The 16677-nt window shown below is 62.9% G+C and carries 15 protein-coding genes; 7 read left to right on the forward strand and 8 right to left on the reverse strand.

Annotated features, from left to right (window positions below):
- Positions 1–68: 68 nt before the first annotated feature.
- Positions 69–506 (reverse strand): RDD family protein, encoded by a 438-nt coding sequence (locus ACSSVG_RS00940; RefSeq protein WP_159707631.1) that lies wholly within the window; start codon positions 504–506, stop codon positions 69–71.
- Positions 507–828: 322 nt separating this feature from the next.
- Between ACSSVG_RS00940 and glnA (ACSSVG_RS00945) the strand changes: the two genes are divergently transcribed.
- A complete protein-coding gene (glnA, locus tag ACSSVG_RS00945; RefSeq protein WP_024820496.1) occupies positions 829–2253 on the forward strand; it encodes a type I glutamate--ammonia ligase in 1425 nt (474 codons plus the stop codon).
- A gap of 791 nt (positions 2254–3044) precedes the next feature.
- On the opposite strand, the gene ACSSVG_RS00950 is transcribed toward glnA (ACSSVG_RS00945), so the two are convergent.
- Positions 3045–3614 (reverse strand): GNAT family N-acetyltransferase, encoded by a 570-nt coding sequence (locus ACSSVG_RS00950; protein WP_492416829.1) that lies wholly within the window; start codon positions 3612–3614, stop codon positions 3045–3047.
- A 62-nt stretch (positions 3615–3676) separates the two neighbouring features.
- On the opposite strand from ACSSVG_RS00950, the gene ACSSVG_RS00955 reads away from it, so the two are divergent.
- Entirely contained in the window at positions 3677–5164 is a 1488-nt protein-coding gene (locus ACSSVG_RS00955) for an arylsulfatase (protein ID WP_492416831.1), read from the forward strand.
- Here the strand turns inward: ACSSVG_RS00955 and ACSSVG_RS00960 are convergent.
- Positions 5161–8172: a bifunctional [glutamine synthetase] adenylyltransferase/[glutamine synthetase]-adenylyl-L-tyrosine phosphorylase gene (locus tag ACSSVG_RS00960; RefSeq protein ID WP_492416833.1), complete on the reverse strand. Its 3012-nt coding sequence runs from the start codon at positions 8170–8172 to the stop codon at positions 5161–5163. The two genes, ACSSVG_RS00955 and ACSSVG_RS00960, sit on opposite strands and share 4 nt — an antisense overlap.
- A 9-nt stretch (positions 8173–8181) precedes the next feature.
- Positions 8182–9522, reverse strand: coding sequence for a type I glutamate--ammonia ligase (gene glnA / locus ACSSVG_RS00965; protein ID WP_231339020.1), 1341 nt, complete (start codon positions 9520–9522; stop codon positions 8182–8184).
- Positions 9523–9712: 190 nt separating this feature from the next.
- On the opposite strand from glnA (ACSSVG_RS00965), the gene panB reads away from it, so the two are divergent.
- Positions 9713–10618: a 3-methyl-2-oxobutanoate hydroxymethyltransferase gene (panB, locus tag ACSSVG_RS00970; RefSeq protein ID WP_231339021.1), complete on the forward strand. Its 906-nt coding sequence runs from the start codon at positions 9713–9715 to the stop codon at positions 10616–10618.
- Here the strand turns inward: panB and ACSSVG_RS00975 are convergent.
- Positions 10615–10779, reverse strand: a complete 165-nt coding sequence (locus ACSSVG_RS00975; protein ID WP_011774435.1) for an SPOR domain-containing protein — start codon at positions 10777–10779, stop codon at positions 10615–10617. The two genes, panB and ACSSVG_RS00975, sit on opposite strands and share 4 nt — an antisense overlap.
- A gap of 108 nt (positions 10780–10887) precedes the next feature.
- On the opposite strand from ACSSVG_RS00975, the gene map reads away from it, so the two are divergent.
- From map to ACSSVG_RS00990, 3 genes are all read left to right on the forward strand, one after another.
- Positions 10888–11766, forward strand: a complete 879-nt coding sequence (gene map / locus ACSSVG_RS00980) for a type I methionyl aminopeptidase (RefSeq protein ID WP_492416836.1) — start codon at positions 10888–10890, stop codon at positions 11764–11766.
- A gap of 72 nt (positions 11767–11838) precedes the next feature.
- A complete protein-coding gene (ppgK, locus tag ACSSVG_RS00985) occupies positions 11839–12642 on the forward strand; it encodes a polyphosphate--glucose phosphotransferase (protein ID WP_269215586.1) in 804 nt (267 codons plus the stop codon).
- A gap of 6 nt (positions 12643–12648) precedes the next feature.
- Positions 12649–13416, forward strand: coding sequence for an SDR family oxidoreductase (locus tag ACSSVG_RS00990; protein ID WP_492416838.1), 768 nt, complete (start codon positions 12649–12651; stop codon positions 13414–13416).
- Between the two features lie 64 nt (positions 13417–13480).
- On the opposite strand, the gene nrdR is transcribed toward ACSSVG_RS00990, so the two are convergent.
- The 3 genes from nrdR to ACSSVG_RS01005 form a co-directional block, all read right to left on the reverse strand.
- On the reverse strand, positions 13481–13984 hold the full coding sequence (gene nrdR, locus ACSSVG_RS00995) for a transcriptional regulator NrdR (protein WP_231339026.1): 504 nt from the start codon (positions 13982–13984) through the stop codon (positions 13481–13483).
- A 175-nt stretch (positions 13985–14159) separates the two neighbouring features.
- The gene (gene hisD, locus ACSSVG_RS01000) at positions 14160–15524 is read right to left on the reverse strand and encodes a histidinol dehydrogenase (RefSeq protein ID WP_231339034.1); all 1365 of its coding nucleotides are present in this window, start codon (positions 15522–15524) and stop codon (positions 14160–14162) included.
- A 4-nt stretch (positions 15525–15528) separates the two neighbouring features.
- Positions 15529–16062, reverse strand: a complete 534-nt coding sequence (locus tag ACSSVG_RS01005; protein ID WP_492416840.1) for a hypothetical protein — start codon at positions 16060–16062, stop codon at positions 15529–15531.
- Between the two features lie 111 nt (positions 16063–16173).
- On the opposite strand from ACSSVG_RS01005, the gene ACSSVG_RS01010 reads away from it, so the two are divergent.
- On the forward strand, positions 16174–16674 hold the full coding sequence (locus tag ACSSVG_RS01010) for a flavin reductase family protein (protein ID WP_308292026.1): 501 nt from the start codon (positions 16174–16176) through the stop codon (positions 16672–16674).
- Positions 16675–16677: the final 3 nt, after the last annotated feature.

Consider the following 16677-nt stretch of genomic DNA (forward strand, 5'->3'; position numbering starts at 1 on the left):
ACCGCCCCTCCTCTCATACAGAGGAGGGGCGGTTTCTGTTTGCCGCGCTTCGTTATGGGGAACGGATGCTACATCCGGATGAGAATCGTGTTCATGGCTTTGTCGTGCAGGCCTCGTTGATCGGGATCGAACACGACAGCCGGAATGACCAAGCACAAGAGCAGTGTCCGCACTACGGCAGCCACCGGACCTGCGGGACCGCCGCCCAAGCGGACCACATGGATACCGGCGATCCTGTGGCCGATGCTGTAGCCCAGCGTGCCAATCAAGAGAATCTGTTCCGCAGCGAAGATGGCGAGCGTAGCCCACTGGTTTCCGCCGAAGGCAAAGTTGCTGATCACCAGTGCGATCGTCCAATCCACCATGATGCCCAGGATGCGGCGACCAGCACGCGCAATGGAGCCCGGGCCGGACTCGGGCAGACCAAGTCGTTCGCCGGGATACTTGGAGATTCCGGACGTGTCCGGGCCGCTCAACCAGGAGCCAATGTCTTTTCGATCTACCACACCTCAAGCCTAACGGCTGGCCTGCCTGCTGTCCGACTCACCGCTAACAGACGCCGGGATCCAAGGTCCTTGGGACGCGTGCGGTGTTCGCCCATCGGACCGGCTTGGACCAGACACAGGAAAGCCGACTACCGTTTACACGACAGATGATTCTGTAACCTGCCGGAAACAATACCGACACCCCCGGGAAATCCCATCTCCCTAAGGTGGTAGGAGTTGCCAGCCACCATGGCAAGGGGATCTTTTGTGTCTCCGGAGCTTTGGTATGGGCTGCACCACGCGGCCTTCCGGGCCTGTTACTTGATATGCATAAGGAGCATAGATGTTCAAGACTGCGGACGAAGTCCTCAAGTTCATCAAAGACGAAGACGTCAAATTCGTCGATATCCGCTTCACCGACCTTCCTGGTGTCCAGCAGCACTTCAACGTGCCGGCCAAGAGCGTGGACCTCGATTTCTTCGTCCACGGCCAGCTCTTTGACGGATCTTCCATCCGCGGCTTCCAGGGCATCGCTGAGTCCGACATGCAGCTCATCCCGGATGTGACCTCGGCCTTCATCGACACCTTCCGCATCGAGAAGACGCTCGCGCTGAACTTCTCCATCGTGAACCCCCGCACGGGCGACCCCTACCACCGCGACCCGCGTGGTGTAGCCGAAAAGGCTGAAGCGTACCTGGCATCCACAGGCATCGCCGACACCGCCTTCTTCGCTCCCGAAGCCGAGTTCTTCGTCTTCGACAACATCCAGTACGAGTCCTCCCCGCAGGGCAGCTTCTACAAGATCGACTCTGAAGAAGCACACTGGAACACCGGCCGCAAGGAAGAGGGCGGAAACCTCGGTTACAAGACCCCCGTCAAGGGCGGTTACTTCCCGGTCTCCCCCACCGACAAGCAGGCCGACCTTCGCGACGCCATGTGCATCGAACTGGACAAGGCCGGCCTTGAGGTCGAGCGCTCCCACCACGAAGTTGGATCCGCTGGCCAGGCCGAGATCAACTACAAGTTCACCACGCTGACCGCGGCTGCTGATGACCTGCAGAAGTTCAAGTACATCATCAAGAACACTGCGGATGCTTGGGGCAAGTCCGTCACGTTCATGCCGAAGCCTGTCTTCGGTGACAACGGCTCGGGCATGCACTGCCACCAGTCGCTCTGGAGCAACGGCGACCCGCTGTTCTATGACGAGAAGGGCTACGCGGGCCTCTCCGACATGGCTCGCTGGTACATCGGCGGCCTGCTGAAGCACTCCTCCGCCGTCCTTGCTTTCACCAACCCGACGGTCAACTCCTACCGCCGCCTGGTCAAGGGCTTCGAAGCTCCCGTGAACATGGTCTACTCGCAGGGCAACCGCTCCGCCGGTATCCGCATCCCGATCACGGGCACCAACCCGAAGGCCAAGCGCATTGAATTCCGCGCTCCGGACCCCTCCTCCAACCCGTACCTGGCGTTCGCAGCCCAGCTGATGGCCGGCATCGACGGCATCCGCAACCGCATCGAACCCCCGGCCCCCATCGACAAGGACCTCTACGAGCTCCCTGCCGAAGAAGCCAAGGACATCCCCAAGGCTCCGGGCTCCCTGGAAGAAGCACTCGAAGCTCTCCGCGAGGACAACGAATTCCTGCAGGCCGGCGGCGTCTTCACCCAGGACCTCATCGACACTTGGATCGACTACAAGTACGAGAATGAGATCCGCCCGCTGTCACTGCGCCCGAACCCGTACGAGTTCGAGCTCTACTACGGCGTCTAGGCACCAACGCCTGCGATAACAAAAGGCCATCCCCCGGGTCCACATGGACCGGGGGGATGGCCTTTTTGTGCAGAGCCTTTTTATTTGTGCAGATCCTTTTTGCGCAGCACAATGGACCAGCCCCCTGCACCGTTGGTGCTCACTGCCCCGCCGGAAGGGCGAGCCTCGAGCGGTCAGTGCTTGGTTCTTGGCGCTTGACCGGTTTCTTCCGGCGCTGCGCAGTCAGCACAGAACACCCGGTCTGTTTCTTCACCGCAGCACTGGCAGCGATGGAGCAGGGCCGCTGGTTCAATCACATACGTTGTCATACCGACCATGCTGCCCTCGCAGCACTGGAGGGGGCACGAGTAGCGTGTACTCGTTTTTTCGGCTGCCGGACGCGGCGACTACTTGGATTCGAGGAAGCGCAGCCCCTCGACAAAGGCCGAACCGTGGCCTTCGACTCCCCCAGCTCCTACAGCAGGTTCGTGGTCGGAGAAGGTGGCAAAGCACCGGCGGCAAGCAAAAGTGCCGGCGCGGCCATGCCGCGAGGACCAATGGGGACCTGCCTGCTCACAACGGAAACAGCACACGTTGGAGAAAGCGGCACCCTCCGAATCCACCATGATTGTCACGGGAGAATCGTAATCGACACTGCCCGCCCCGGAACAGACCCCTCTACTGCTTTCCATACTTCTGTGCACGGCCTGCTTGCTGACGCCGAGGCAAACGGCTATGGCCTCCCAGGACAGGCCTGACTGGCGCGCCGCCCGCACCAAGGAAGCCTCCCGCCGCCATTGACAAGGTCATCGTTAGGCGAAAGCCTTGTGCATGATTCGCTGCGGACCGGAACTCCCACCCTGATACCGGCCCGCATCCAGGAATCCGGCGTTGCGATAGGCGGCCTGGCCCGCCGGATTATGTTCGTTGACGGAGAGCACGACGCCGGCCTGGCCGCCACCCAGCCGGCCAGTCAGCTTGCGCGCTTCCTCCACTGCCGCACGCGCCGCCCTGGAACCGAGGCCCCGCCCCTGGTTTCCGGTGTCGATGAGAAGCCCCCTCAGGAGCCACGCGGACTCGTCGTCGGGCCACCCCGCCAGTCGCGCAGCGCCGGTCTGGAGGGTCAGCACGCCTACGGCCTCCCCGCCGGACTCGATGACATACGGCAACCGGGATTCTTCCTCCAGACCGATCAGCATCATGCGGAGCGGGTCGCCGACGAACTCACGCTGCCCCTCCCCGACGGACAGCATGGCCACCTCCCCAAGGTGAATGGCCCGCGAGTCGTCGTCCAGGAGTTTGAGCGGGATGAGCCACACATCACCCACATCAGTTTGATCAATGATGATTGCAATCTCTTCACCCGAGTCATATTCAAGCATTAGAGGGCGTCTTCCTACTAGGGTTGTCACAATAGTTCCCTACGTCGAAGGAACCCCTGACGATGAGCCAGCCGAACGTCATCCTGATCTGTGTCGATGAATGGAGGGGTGACTGCCTTTCCTCGGACGGCCATCGCCATCTGGAGACGCCCCACCTGGACGAATTGGCCCGGAACGGTGTCCGGTTTTCCAAGGGCTATTCTGCTACGCCGTCCTGTGTTCCTGCCCGTGCTGCCTTGTTCACCGGCCAATCGCAGGAACGGCACGGGCGGGTCGGCTACAACGACGGCGTGCCGTTTCACGCAGTCCACCCGGTGACAGTACAGGACCAATTCAGAAAAGGCGGCTACCACACCCAGGCCATCGGAAAGATGCATGTGTGGCCGGAGCGCTCCCGTCTCGGCTTCGACGATGTCATCCTGCACGATGGCTACCTGCACCACGCCCGTCGGGAACACCAGCAGCATTTTGCCATGTTCGACGACTATGTCCCGTGGCTTCGGAGGCAACCGGGCATGGGTCCGGACGCGGAATACTTCGACCACGGCGTCAACTGCAATTCGATTGTCGCCCGCCCGTGGGACAAGGCAGAAAACCTTCATCCGACACACTGGATAGGCACCCAGGCCATCGAATGGATGCACCGGCGCGACCCCGTGAAGCCATTCTTCCTCTACCTTTCCTTCCACCGCCCCCACCCGCCGTACGATCCGCCGTCGTGGGCTTTTGAACAGTACCTCAACATTCCCGCCTATGAAGCCGTGGAAGGCAACTGGGAACATCATTGGGACGACCACCGGCAGGACGGTGATTACCAGGCCAGCTACGGGAGGATGCCGGATCATGTGGTCCACCGGGCCAGGGCCGGATACTACGGCCTGATGGCACAGATCGACCTGCAGATCAACCGGATCAAAGAGTCGTTGGCCGACTTCGGGCTTGCCGACAACACTGTCATCGCCTTTACCAGCGACCACGGCGAAATGATGGGCGACCACCACATGTTCCGCAAGGCCGTGCCTTACGAGGGATCTGCCCGCGTACCATTCATCATCGCCAATGCACCCGCAGCCAAGGACTCGGCCCATGGAAGCGTCGTGGACCACGTAGTGGAACTCCGGGACATCATGCCCACGCTGCTGGACCTCGCCGGGCTGCCCATCCCTGACTCCGTGGATGGAAAGACCCTTGCACCGCTGGTGCGGGGGCAGAGCACCGAAGCCGTCCGGGAGGTCCTGCACGGCGAACATGTGTACTGGGGACAGAACCTGCATTGGTTGACCGACGGCCACCACAAATACATCTGGGGGTCCGGCAAGGGGACCGAAGAACTCTTCAACCTCGACGCCGATCCGAAGGAGTGCAATAACCTTGCCGACGACGCAAGGTACAAGGGCGAACTCCAGAAGTGGCGGCAACGCATGGTGGAAGTGCTAACGGGCCGCGAGGAAGGCTACGTCGTTGACGGCTCGCTGGTACCAGGGGTGCCCGTGGTCGCCATGTTGCAGCATGCCCGGGAAAAGGCCGCCATCGCCATGTCCGACGCCTAGTTTCCGTAGAAGATCTTCTCGAAGACTCCCCTGGCGCGTCGACTTAGCCGCAAGTAGTCCTCTTCGAACTGGCCCGCATGTCCCGGAGCGTAACCGCACCACCGTGCCGCGGCCTCAAGGTCCTTACGTGACGACGGGAGAAGGTCGGATGCCCGCCCCGTCACGATCACGTTCGCGGAACGGATACGGCTGGCGAGCCGCCACGCCTCCCGCAGGAGCGCGGCGTCGTCTTCGTCGATGAAGTTCAGCTCCACCGCGGCGGCCAACGCCTCAAGAGTTGAACTGGTCCGAAGCTCCGGATACTTCCCTGCGTGTTGCAGTTGAATCAACTGGACCAGCCATTCAACATCGCTCAGTCCACCGCGCCCAAGCTTGACATGCCGGGCAGGGTCGGCCCCGCGCGGCAATCGTTCGGACTCCACCCGGGCCTTGATGCGACGGACCTCCCGTACATCCTGCTCTGCCAACTCTTTCGGGTATCGGATGGGATCAATGAGCTTCACGAAATCGGCGGCCAACTCATCCGAACCGGCCATGGGGCGGGCCCGCAGAAGTGCCTGGGCCTCCCAGATCAGGGACCACCTGCGGTAGTACTCCGCGTATGACTCCAAGGACCGGACCATGGCGCCGTTCTTGCCCTCGGGTCGTAGGTCAGCGTCGACCGTAAGGACCCGTTCGGCCATGATCGCGGGCTTGAGGGGCTGGGTCAGGAAGCTGGAGACTTTCGAAACGATCGCCGTCGCCTGTTCCTGGGCCTCGGCGTCGGTGAATCCGGGCCGCGAGCGGTGCACGTAGATGACGTCCGCGTCCGAGCCGTACCCTATCTCGCGTCCGCCCTGCCGGCCCATGGCAACCACCAGGACGTCCGTCTTCAGCGGACCGTCGGAGGCAATGACGGCTTCCGCCACATGTAATGCTCCCAGGACTGCTGCCCGGTCGGTCTCGGCCAGGGCAAGTCCCACGGCATCCTGGTCGAGCAAACCTGAACTGTCCGCAATTGCGGTCCGCAGGATCTCGCGTCGCCGGATCAGCCGGATAAGCCTCATGGCACTTTCAGGATCCGGATGGCGGGACAGCTTGGACTGGATTTCCTGCCACTGGGCCTCAAAGCGGATGGGTACCAGCTCTTTATCGCTGCCCAACCACGCCACGGACTCCGGAGACACCTCCAGCAGGTCCGAAATGAGCCGCGAGTTGGACAGCACCTGGCACAGGCGTTCCGCGGCGGCCTGGGAATCCCGAAGCAACCCCAGGTACCAGTGAGTGGTGCCGAGAGCCTCGCTGACCCTGCGGAAGGCGAGCAATCCGGCGTCGGGATCGACGCCTTCGGCGAGCCAGCCCAGCAGAATGGGGAGCAGTTGGCGCTGCAGCGCCGCACGGCGGCTGACGCCCGCTGTCAGCGCCTCGATATGCCGCATCGCGCCTTGCGGATCCTGGTAACCAAGCGCAGCGAGGCGCCCCTGCGCTGCCTCCGGGCTGAGTTTGGCATCCTCGCTGCTGAGCTTGGCCGCTGTATTGAGCAGCGGCCTGTAGAAGATCCGCTCGTGCAGTTCCCGCACGGCTTTCTTGGTCTTCTGCCAGGTCCCCATGAGCTGGTCCGGGTGGGGCCTTTCCAGCGAAAAGGGCCCCAGCACGGCTTTGGCGAGGAATCGCTGCGCGTCTTCGGTCGAGGGCATGAGGTGCGTACGCCGAAGCTGGAACAGCTGGATCCGATGTTCCAGCAGGCGCAGATAGCGGTAGGCGTTGTCGAAGGCGGCAGCGTCCGCTCGGCCGATGTACCCTCCCGCGGAAAGCGCTGCAATGGCTGAGGTAGTGTCCCTGCACCGAAGGGACTCGTCGGATTTGCCATGGACAAGCTGCAGCAACTGCACCGTGAATTCGACGTCGCGGAGGCCGCCGCGGCCCAACTTGATCTGGCGCTGCTCCTCGGCGGCAGGAATGTAATCTGTCACCCTGCGGCGCATCGCCTGCACGGACTCAACGAAGCCCTCACGTCCTGCCGAAGCCCAAACGAGCGGCTCCACTGCCTTCTCGTAACGCTGCCCCAGCTCCCGGTCGCCAGCTATGGTCCGGGCCTTCAGCAGCGCCTGGAATTCCCAGCTTTCGGCCCAGCGTGCGTAATAGCTCAAGTGCGAAGGCAGCGTGCGGACCAACGGCCCCGACTTACCTTCAGGACGCAGATTTGCGTCCACCTCCCATAGACCGGGTTCCGGTGCAGAGGAAGAAATTGCCCGCGAAATCCCTGAAGCCAGCGCCGTGCCGATGGTTGATGCGCGTGCGTCCTCCAGCTCCCCCGCTTCAATGACGTAGATGACATCGACGTCGGAAATGTAGTTCAGTTCGCGGGCACCGCACTTGCCCATGCCGATGACGGCGAGCCCGACGTCGGCGATTTCCTCCGCCGGAAACTGACCTGCCGCTTCGGCCCGGGATACCGCAAGGGCGGCCTCGATGGCTGCTCCAGCGAGATCGGCCAGCTCGGCTCCGACGGCCGGCATGAAATCCTGGGGCGAGGCAGCGCAAAGGTCCTTGATGGCAAGCTCAGTCAGTCCCCGGCGGTAGGCAGTCCTCAAGGCCGCGTAAGCCGGCATTCCGGTGATTCCGGCAACCGGTCGCTGGGCGCCCGGCTCGGCTTTGACGGAGCGGAGAAGCATGGCCCGGAGTTCTTCGTTGGAGGCCTGAAGAGGCTCCGGACTGACGCGGACATCGAAGACATCCAGATGTTCCGGCCGACGCATGAGGAACTCCCCCAGCGCCTCGGAGGCCCCCAGCAGGCGGTACATGGGCTCGCAGGAGTCCTGATCGGCCGCTGCCAGCGTCTTCAGCCCTGGATTCTTCTCAATGAGCCGAACCAAGGATTGGAGCGCGGTATCCGGACTGGCCGACATGGACAGACCGGCAAACAGTGCGTCCTCGTCTATGCCCTCAAGTTCGGGGGCAGCAAGGAAGCGTTCGCCTTTTTCGAGGTCACTGAATCCGGCTGAGATGAGCCGACGTGCAAGGCTCACTGGCCCGGCCTAGAGAATGCCGAGGTTGCGTTGCAACTCATACGGAGTGACCTGGAGGCGGTAGTCCTGCCATTCCGCCCGCTTGTTGCGCAGGAAGTGCTCGAACACCTGCTCACCAAGGATTTCAGCTACGAGCTCCGATTCCTCCATGGCACGGATGGCGTCGTGAAGGCTGGCCGGCAAGGGTGCGTGTCCCATGGCCTTGCGCTCCGCGGTAGTCAGCGACCAGATGTCGTCCTCGGCGGCAGCGGGAAGTTCGTAGCCCTCTTCGATGCCCTTCAACCCGGCGCCCAACAGGACGGCGTACGCGAGGTACGGGTTGGTGGCGGAATCGATGCCGCGGTACTCGATGCGGGCCGACTGGCCCTTGCCGGGCTTGTAGAGCGGGACGCGGACAAGTGCAGAACGGTTGTTGTGGCCCCAGCTCAGGTAGCTAGGTGCTTCGCCGCCACCCCACAGCCGCTTGTAGGAGTTCACGAACTGGTTGGTGACTGCCGTGAATTCCGGTGCGTGCTTCAGGATTCCCGCGATGAACTGGCGTGCCGTCTTGGACAGCTGGAATTCGGCTCCGGCTTCGAAGAACGCGTTGGTGTCGCCCTCGAACAGGGAGAAGTGGGTATGCATGCCGGAACCGGGGTGGTCCGTGAACGGCTTCGGCATGAAGGTGGCGTACGTGCCCTGCTGAAGGGCGACCTCCTTGATGACCGTCCGGAACGTCATGATGTTGTCCGCGGTTTGCAGGGCATCCGCGTAACGGAGGTCGATCTCGTTCTGGCCAGGGCCGGCTTCGTGGTGGCTGAACTCCACGGAGATGCCTACGGATTCAAGCATGGTGACGGCCGTGCGGCGGAAGTCCTGGGCCACGCCGCCCGGAACGTGATCGAAGTAGCCGCCTTCATCCACGGGAACAGGCGAGCCGTCCGGGCCGAGGTCCTTGGACTTGAGCAGGTAGAACTCGATTTCCGGGTGGGTGTAGCAGGTGAAGCCCATGTCCGCAGCCTTGGCCAGCGTCCTCTTAAGAACGTTGCGGGGGTCTGCCGCGGAGGGCTCACCATCGGGAGTCAGGACGTCGCAGAACATCCTCGACGTCTGTTCCGTCTCGCCGCGCCACGGCAGGATCTGGAAGGTGGACGGGTCCGGCTGGGCGAGCATGTCGGACTCGAATACGCGGGCAAGGCCCTCGATGGCCGAACCATCGAACCCCAGGCCCTCTTCAAAGGCGCCTTCAACCTCGGCGGGAGCAAGTGCCACCGATTTGAGCGAACCAACGACGTCGGTGAACCACAAGCGTACGAAGCGCACGTCACGCTCTTCGATCGTCCGCAGAACGAACTCTTGCTGGCGGTCCATAGGGCCTCTTTTCCGATTCAGTGTCCATGCCGCTGGTTCCAATGGTATGAAGCCACGACAACTCAGCCTTCACTCTACTAAGAGTTCGGTGCTAATGCCGCAGCAGTACTTGCGCGTAACACAGCGTTTACATTCCGTGACGCCGGGCACACTGGTGGCAGGCGTCGTCGGCACCGCTTAGGCTCTACCCATGGCCCCGAGCAACCTTCCTGAGTCCACCACGCCCGCCGAAGTTCCCGCACCCTACGGAACAGGTCCTGCTGCCACGGCCGCGACGCCCCCGGCGGACGGCAGGAAGCCGATCAGCCGGGTCAGGATTCATCACCTCCAGCAGGCCAAGGATAACGGCGGGCGCTTCGCCATGCTGACTGCCTATGAGCAGTACACCGCCGAAATCTTTGACCAAGCCGGAATCGAAGTCCTCCTGGTTGGCGACTCCGCGTCCAACAACGTCTTCGGCAACGAGACGAGCCTTCCCGTCACTGTGGACGAGCTCCTGCCCCTGACGCGGGCCGTGAGCCGGGCAGCCAAGCGGGCCCTGGTCGTAGCCGACCTTCCGTTCGGCAGCTATGAGGTTTCGCCCGGACAGGCGGTGGCCACCGGTGTCCGGTTCCTCAAGGAAGGGCTGGCGCACGCTGTCAAGATTGAGGGCACCGCTTACTACGCGGACACTGTCAAAGCCATGGTCCAGGCCGGCATCCCGGTCATGGCCCACATCGGCTTCACCCCGCAAAGCGAACACTCCCTCGGCGGCTACCGGGTCCAGGGTCGCGGAGACGATGCGCAACGCCTCGTCGACGACGCAGTTGCCTTGCAGGATGCCGGCGCCTTCAGCGTGCTCATGGAGATGGTTCCAGCGGAAACTGCTGCCGCCGTCGATGCCGCCTTGCGGGTCCCCACGGTAGGGATTGGTGCCGGCAACAGCACTACGGGACAGGTCCTTGTATGGCAGGACATGGCAGGATTGCGGGGCGGCAAGATGGCCAAGTTCGTCAAGCAGTATGCCGACCTTCGCACCACCTTGAGCGATGCTGCCGCCGCCTACGGTGAGGACGTCAGGTCCGGGCAGTTCCCCGGACCCGAGCATTCCTTCTAGTCGTCGTCCTGGGCATCCCAGGCGTCGTTGCGCGCTTTGACCTTTTCCAACGCGTGCTCGGCTTCTTCCCTGGTTTTGTAAGGGCCAATCAGCTGGGTCCAATCGGACATGGCGTCTTCTTCGATCTCGTGCGTCTTGACGTTGTACCAGTACTCCGTCACGTCTCCTCCTCGATCATTCGTGCCGTGGACGCGTAACGTTGGCGGGGTCACAGGAACCGGGCCACACTTTGTTACTTACGTCTCTTGTGTGCCTTATATGATCAATCTATGCCTTCTCTAGCTTCGACTGCACCCATCGGCGCCCTCACCCCGGGAACCATCAGCCCCGAAAGGCCCGTCCCGGCCTCCATTGCCCGGCCCGAGTACGTCGGCAAGAAGGCACCCGCCAAGTTCACCGGCTCCGAAGTGAAATCAGCCGAGACCATCGAGAAGATCCGGGTCGCAGGCAAAATCGCCGCACAAGCGATCGTCGAGGTCGGCAAGCACATCCAGCCCGGCGTCACCACCGACCAGCTGGACAAGGTCGGCCACGAGTTCCTGCTGGACCACAACGCTTATCCGTCCACTCTGGGCTACCGGGGCTTCCCCAAGTCCCTGTGCTCGTCACTGAACGAGGTCATTTGCCACGGCATCCCCGACTCCACGGTGGTCCAGGACGGCGACATCCTTAACATCGACATCACCGCTTTCATCGGCGGCGTACATGGGGATACCAACTACACTTTCCTGGTTGGCGACGTGGATGAAGAATCCCGTCTGCTGGTTGAGCGTACGCAGGAGTCGCTCAACCGGGCCATCAAGGCCGTGGCCCCGGGCCGCGAAATCAACGTAATCGGCCGTGCCATCCAGTCCTACGCCAAACGCTTCGGCTATGGCGTGGTGCGGGACTTCACGGGCCACGGCGTGGGTGAGGCCTTCCATACGGGCCTCATCATTCCGCATTACGACGCAGCCCCGGCGTACAACACCGTGATCGAGGCAGGCATGGTCTTCACCATCGAACCCATGCTGACCCTCGGCACCATCGAATGGGACATGTGGGCCGACGACTGGACGGTCGTCACCAGGGACCACAAACGCACGGCCCAATTCGAACACACCCTGCTGGTCACAGAGACCGGCGCGGAAATCCTGACCCTTCCCTAAGCTCTCCGGAAGGTCTTTGCAGCCCGGGCGGCTGCGCCATGCCCATCCCCTCCTGCCATGATCGGAATTGCATTGTCCAAGAAGGATGAGAAGACCCACAAGAACGCACCGTTGATCGGAATCGACATCGGTGGCACCGGCATCAAGGGCGGCATCGTCGACCTGAAGAAGGGCAAGCTGATCGGGGATCGCTTCCGCGTTCCCACACCCCAGCCCGCAACTCCGGAGGCAGTGGCCGAGGTTGTCGCCCAGATCGTCGAAGAACTCTCCAGCAGGCCGGATGCCCCGGCTGCAGATTCTCCGGTGGGCGTGACCTTCCCTGGAATCATCCAGCACGGCGTGGTCAACTCAGCAGCCAACGTGGACAAGACCTGGCTGGGCACCGACATCGACTCGACGTTCACCAAACGCCTTGGTCGTCCTGTGGAGGTCATCAACGACGCCGACGCCGCCGGCCTGGCGGAAGCCCGCTATGGCGCCGGCGAAGGCGTGGACGGAACGGTCCTGGTGATCACGTTGGGTACCGGCATTGGTTCGGCCTTCATCTTCAACGGCCAGTTGGTCCCCAACGCCGAGCTCGGCCACCTTGAGGTGGACGGACACGACGCCGAAACCAAGGCCTCCGCCGTGGCCCGCGAACGCGACGGCCTGAGCTGGGACGAGTACGGCGTCCTGCTCAACCGATACCTCCAGCACGTCGAGTTCCTGTTCTCACCCGAACTCTTCATTGTGGGCGGCGGCATCTCCAAGCGGTCCGACGAGTACTTCCCGCACCTTGAGCTGCGGACCAAGATCGTCACCGCAAAATTGAAGAACGACGCCGGCATAGTTGGCGCCGCGCTTGAGGTCGCCCTGCACCACAAACTCGCAAAGTAGGCACGGATGGCTCACGGCGGGGCCCCGGACATCGGAGTCGCAATCGTCACCGGGGCCAGCCGCGGTATCGGCGCTGCCGTGGCCTACGCTGCGGCACGCGCTGGGTACGCAGTGGTGGTCAACTACTCCGAGGACAGTGCGGGCGCCAAAACCGTTGTCGAGGAAATCATCGATAGGGGCGGCATGGCTCTGGCTGTCCAGGCGGACGTCAGCCGCCCCGCCGACGTCGTGCGTTTGTTCGACGAAGCTCTCGCTCTTGGGTCGCTGACAGCGGTGGTCAACAACGCCGCCATCACCGGCAACCTGATCGGCACGCTGGTCGAGGTGCCTGCAGAGACAGTGCAGCGGGTTGTTGACGTCAACGTGGCCGGAATGATTTTCATGTGCCAGGAAGCAGTGCGCAGGCTCTCAGCGGACAACGGCGGGAGCGGCGGATCCATCGTCAACATTTCCTCCACAGCCACAAAGGCAGGCTCCCCCGGGACGTGGGTCCACTACGCCGCAACCAAAGGGGCCGTGGATGTGTTGACTGTGGGCCTAGCGGCCGAAGTGGCCAAGCAGGGCATACGGGTCAACGCAGTGGCCCCCGGCAGCACCAACACCGGCCTGCATGCAGCGGCCGGAATGCCGGACCGGGTCGAACGACTGAACCCCACCATTCCCATGGGGCGTGGGGCTGAGCCCGAGGAAGTGGCAGCGGCCGTCATGTGGCTGATGTCCACCGATGCCGGGTACGTCACCGGCGCGGTGCTTCCCGTGTCCGGAGGACGCTGACCGGGTCAAGGCCCTGTACGGTGCCGGTGGCGGTTGCGGCTTCCCCTCCGCACCGCCACCGGAGCTAGAGTTGACTCTTCTGAGAGCCCGTGGCTTCTTTGGCGGCTGTTTTCGCGTGCTCTTCATGCTCGTGGCGAAGCAACGAGATAGCCGATTCGAAGTCTTCCAGGGATTCGAAAGCCTGGTAAACGCTGGCGAAGCGGAGGTACGCCACCTCGTCCAGTTTTCGCAGTGGGCCAAGAATAGCCAGGCCTACCTCGTGTGCATCAATTTCCGCCGCGCCGGACGAACGGATGTTTTCTTCGACTTCCTGGGCCAGCATTGCGAGGTCGTCCTCGGTGACCGGGCGCCCCTGGCACGCTTTGCGGACGCCACTGATGACCTTGATCCGGCTGAAGGGTTCACCGACACCGGACCGTTTGATGACGGACAAGCTGGTGGTCTCAATCGTGGTGAAACGACGGCCACATTCGGGGCACTGGCGACGGCGGCGAATGGAAGAACCGTCATCGGCCATGCGGCTGTCAACGACGCGGGAGTCGGGATTCCGGCAGAACGGACAATACACGCTGGGCCTCCCCTGACTGTTCCGGCACAATCCGTGCCCGGCAGGTTGCCGGAGACGCAAAGGGTGCCGGAAGTTTTCACTTCCGGCACCAGTTTACGTTCGTCTACACCGTAATGACAAGCGTGTAATTACTACATGTAGTGGTGGGCACCCGTATATGTAGTGGTTGACCCCCTTATGCGAAGCGGATCCGTACCGCATCTCCGTGCCCTGGAAGGTCCTCGGCACCGGACAAGCTCACGATGTGGCCACTGACCTGCTCCAGCGCAGCACGGTCGTAGTTGATGACCTGCACGGCACGGAGAAACGTGGTGACATTCAGGCCGGAAGAGAAAGCCGCCGTCCCGCTGGTGGGCAGGACGTGGTTGGAGCCGGCACAGTAGTCACCCAGGCTGACAGGACTGTAGTCACCGACAAAGATCGCGCCGGCGTTGCGGATCCGTGATGCAACAACAGCCGCATCCGCCGTCATGATTTCGAGGTGTTCTGCAGCGTAGGCATTACAGACTGCGATTCCCTGCTCAAGATCATCCACCAGAACCACGCCCGACTGCGGCCCGGACAACGCCTCCAGGACGCGGGCGCTGTGCTTGGTTCCGGCCGCTTGCAATGCCAGTTCAAGCACGACGGCGTCAGCCAGGTCGGCCGAGTCCGTCACCAGGACCGATGCTGCTTTGGGATCGTGCTCTGCCTGGCTGATGAGGTCGGCCGCCACAAGCGGCGCTTGAGCGGTGGCATCGGCAAGGATGGCGATCTCGGTCGTGCCGGCCTCCGAGTCAATGCCCACCACGCCCTTGACGAGCCGTTTGGCCGTGGCGACGAAGATGTTTCCAGGTCCTGTGACCACATCCACGGGCTCGATCGGCAACTCCCCTCCCGAACCCGGAATGCCATAGGCAAAGGAGACGATGGCCTGCGCGCCACCGATGGCGTACACCTCATCGATGCCCAGCAGTTCTGCGGCGGCCAGGATGGTGGGGTGCGGCAGCCCGCCAAAGTCCTTCTGCGGAGGAGAAGCCAGCGCAATGGACTCGACGCCGGCCGCGACTGCGGGTACGACGTTCATGATGACCGAGGACGCCAACGGGGCGAGTCCACCCGGAACATAGAGACCGACGCGGCCCACCGGAATCCAGTTCTGGCTGACAACGGCGCCGTCGGCCAAGGCGACGTCAACGTTGACCGGGCGCTGCTGATCGGCAAATTGCCTGGCTCGGCTGATCGACTCTTCCAACGCGGCACGAACCATCGGATCCAACCCGGCCAAAGCCTGGGTGAGTGCCTCGGCCGGAACGCGCGGGTGCGACTGATCCACGCCGTCGAACTTCTTTGCCAACTCCGCCAGTGCAGCAAAGCCCTGGCTCCGAACGGCCGAAATGATGTCCTGGACCTTCTGCTCGGCGTCGGCCATCGTCTGATGGCGCGCCCTGGGCACGGCAGCACGCAGCTCCGCCAAGGAAAGATGGCGGCCCCGGAAATCGATGGTGCGGAAGTCGAGGGAAGCGGCGGCGCGGGCGGAGGTATCCGAAGAAGTGGTCACCCGACTATTTTACGGGCTTCTTCGAAAGAACCCCGAACAGCGCCAGGACGAACGTGATGAACGATGTGGCAGCGGGCCACAGAACCAGGACAGCGTAGGAGCGGAGCGTGAAACCAAACCCCGGGCCAAGAGCCGGGTCCGGCGCCGGGCCAAAAAGTTGCGCTGCCAGCAGGCCAACCAGCCAGGCAATGACCCCGCCCACCGCGCCACCAACAAGTGCGAACGCCAGCCGCCGCCCCACGCTGGGTCCCTGTAGTTTTCCGTCAAGCATGACGCCGGTGAAGCATCCTGCCACCAGCATCAGCCCAGCGAGGACCAGGTCCCGTGGGAGCCAGGATCCGGGATTGGCCGCATCGGCGAGCTCGGGATTGCCGGAGACCAGGTTCAGCCCGCCAGGCGCGAGCAGCCACCAGAGCGCGCCGAGAAGGACACCGGAAGCCGCCGGAAGGACAAGCCAGCGAGCCTCCCGGAAACGGCGGGGGCGGGGAGCCGGAGCCGGTTCGGCAACAGCTGGGACGTGCACGGTTGGCTCGGTCATACAACTCACATTAACAAAGGTTCACGCACGCTCAACAAAATGAGGACCCCACAGTCCTTGAGGAATACCCTGAGGTGAGACGCAGACCCCCAGTCCAGGAGATAGACCCACGTGGCAAGCGAACCAGCCGGCTTTGAACAGACTTTCCGGGAAATGTTCCGCCGGCATGCCGCCGGAGTAGCCATCATTACGGCAAACCTCAATGGACAGCCCTTCGGCTTCACCGCGACCTCCGTGGCCTCGCTGTCCGCCGAACCGCCCCGCTTTACGTTCAACATGGCCAGAAGTTCCAGCTCATGGCCTGCCGTGGCCAACGCCGAGTACATCGGAGTCCACATGCTGGGGCTCGAGAACCAAGCACTCGCCAATCGGTTCGCACGGACACGCGACCGGTTTGAGGGCGACCACTGGGAGCCGGGCCCCCACGAGGTGCCGATCCTCAAGGATGTCAGCGGCTGGCTCGTGGGAAAGATCCAGATGCGCCTGTCGTTCGAAAACAACGCCGTGGTGGTGGTCGAGGTCATCGACGGCCAAGTCGGCGAGGACGGCACTCCCCTGCTCTACCACAGCGGTGGTTACAGCAAGCCGGCGCCGCTCGACTACGAAATCTAACCG

This window comes from Paenarthrobacter sp. E2MeOHC11 (genome assembly GCF_058744955.1).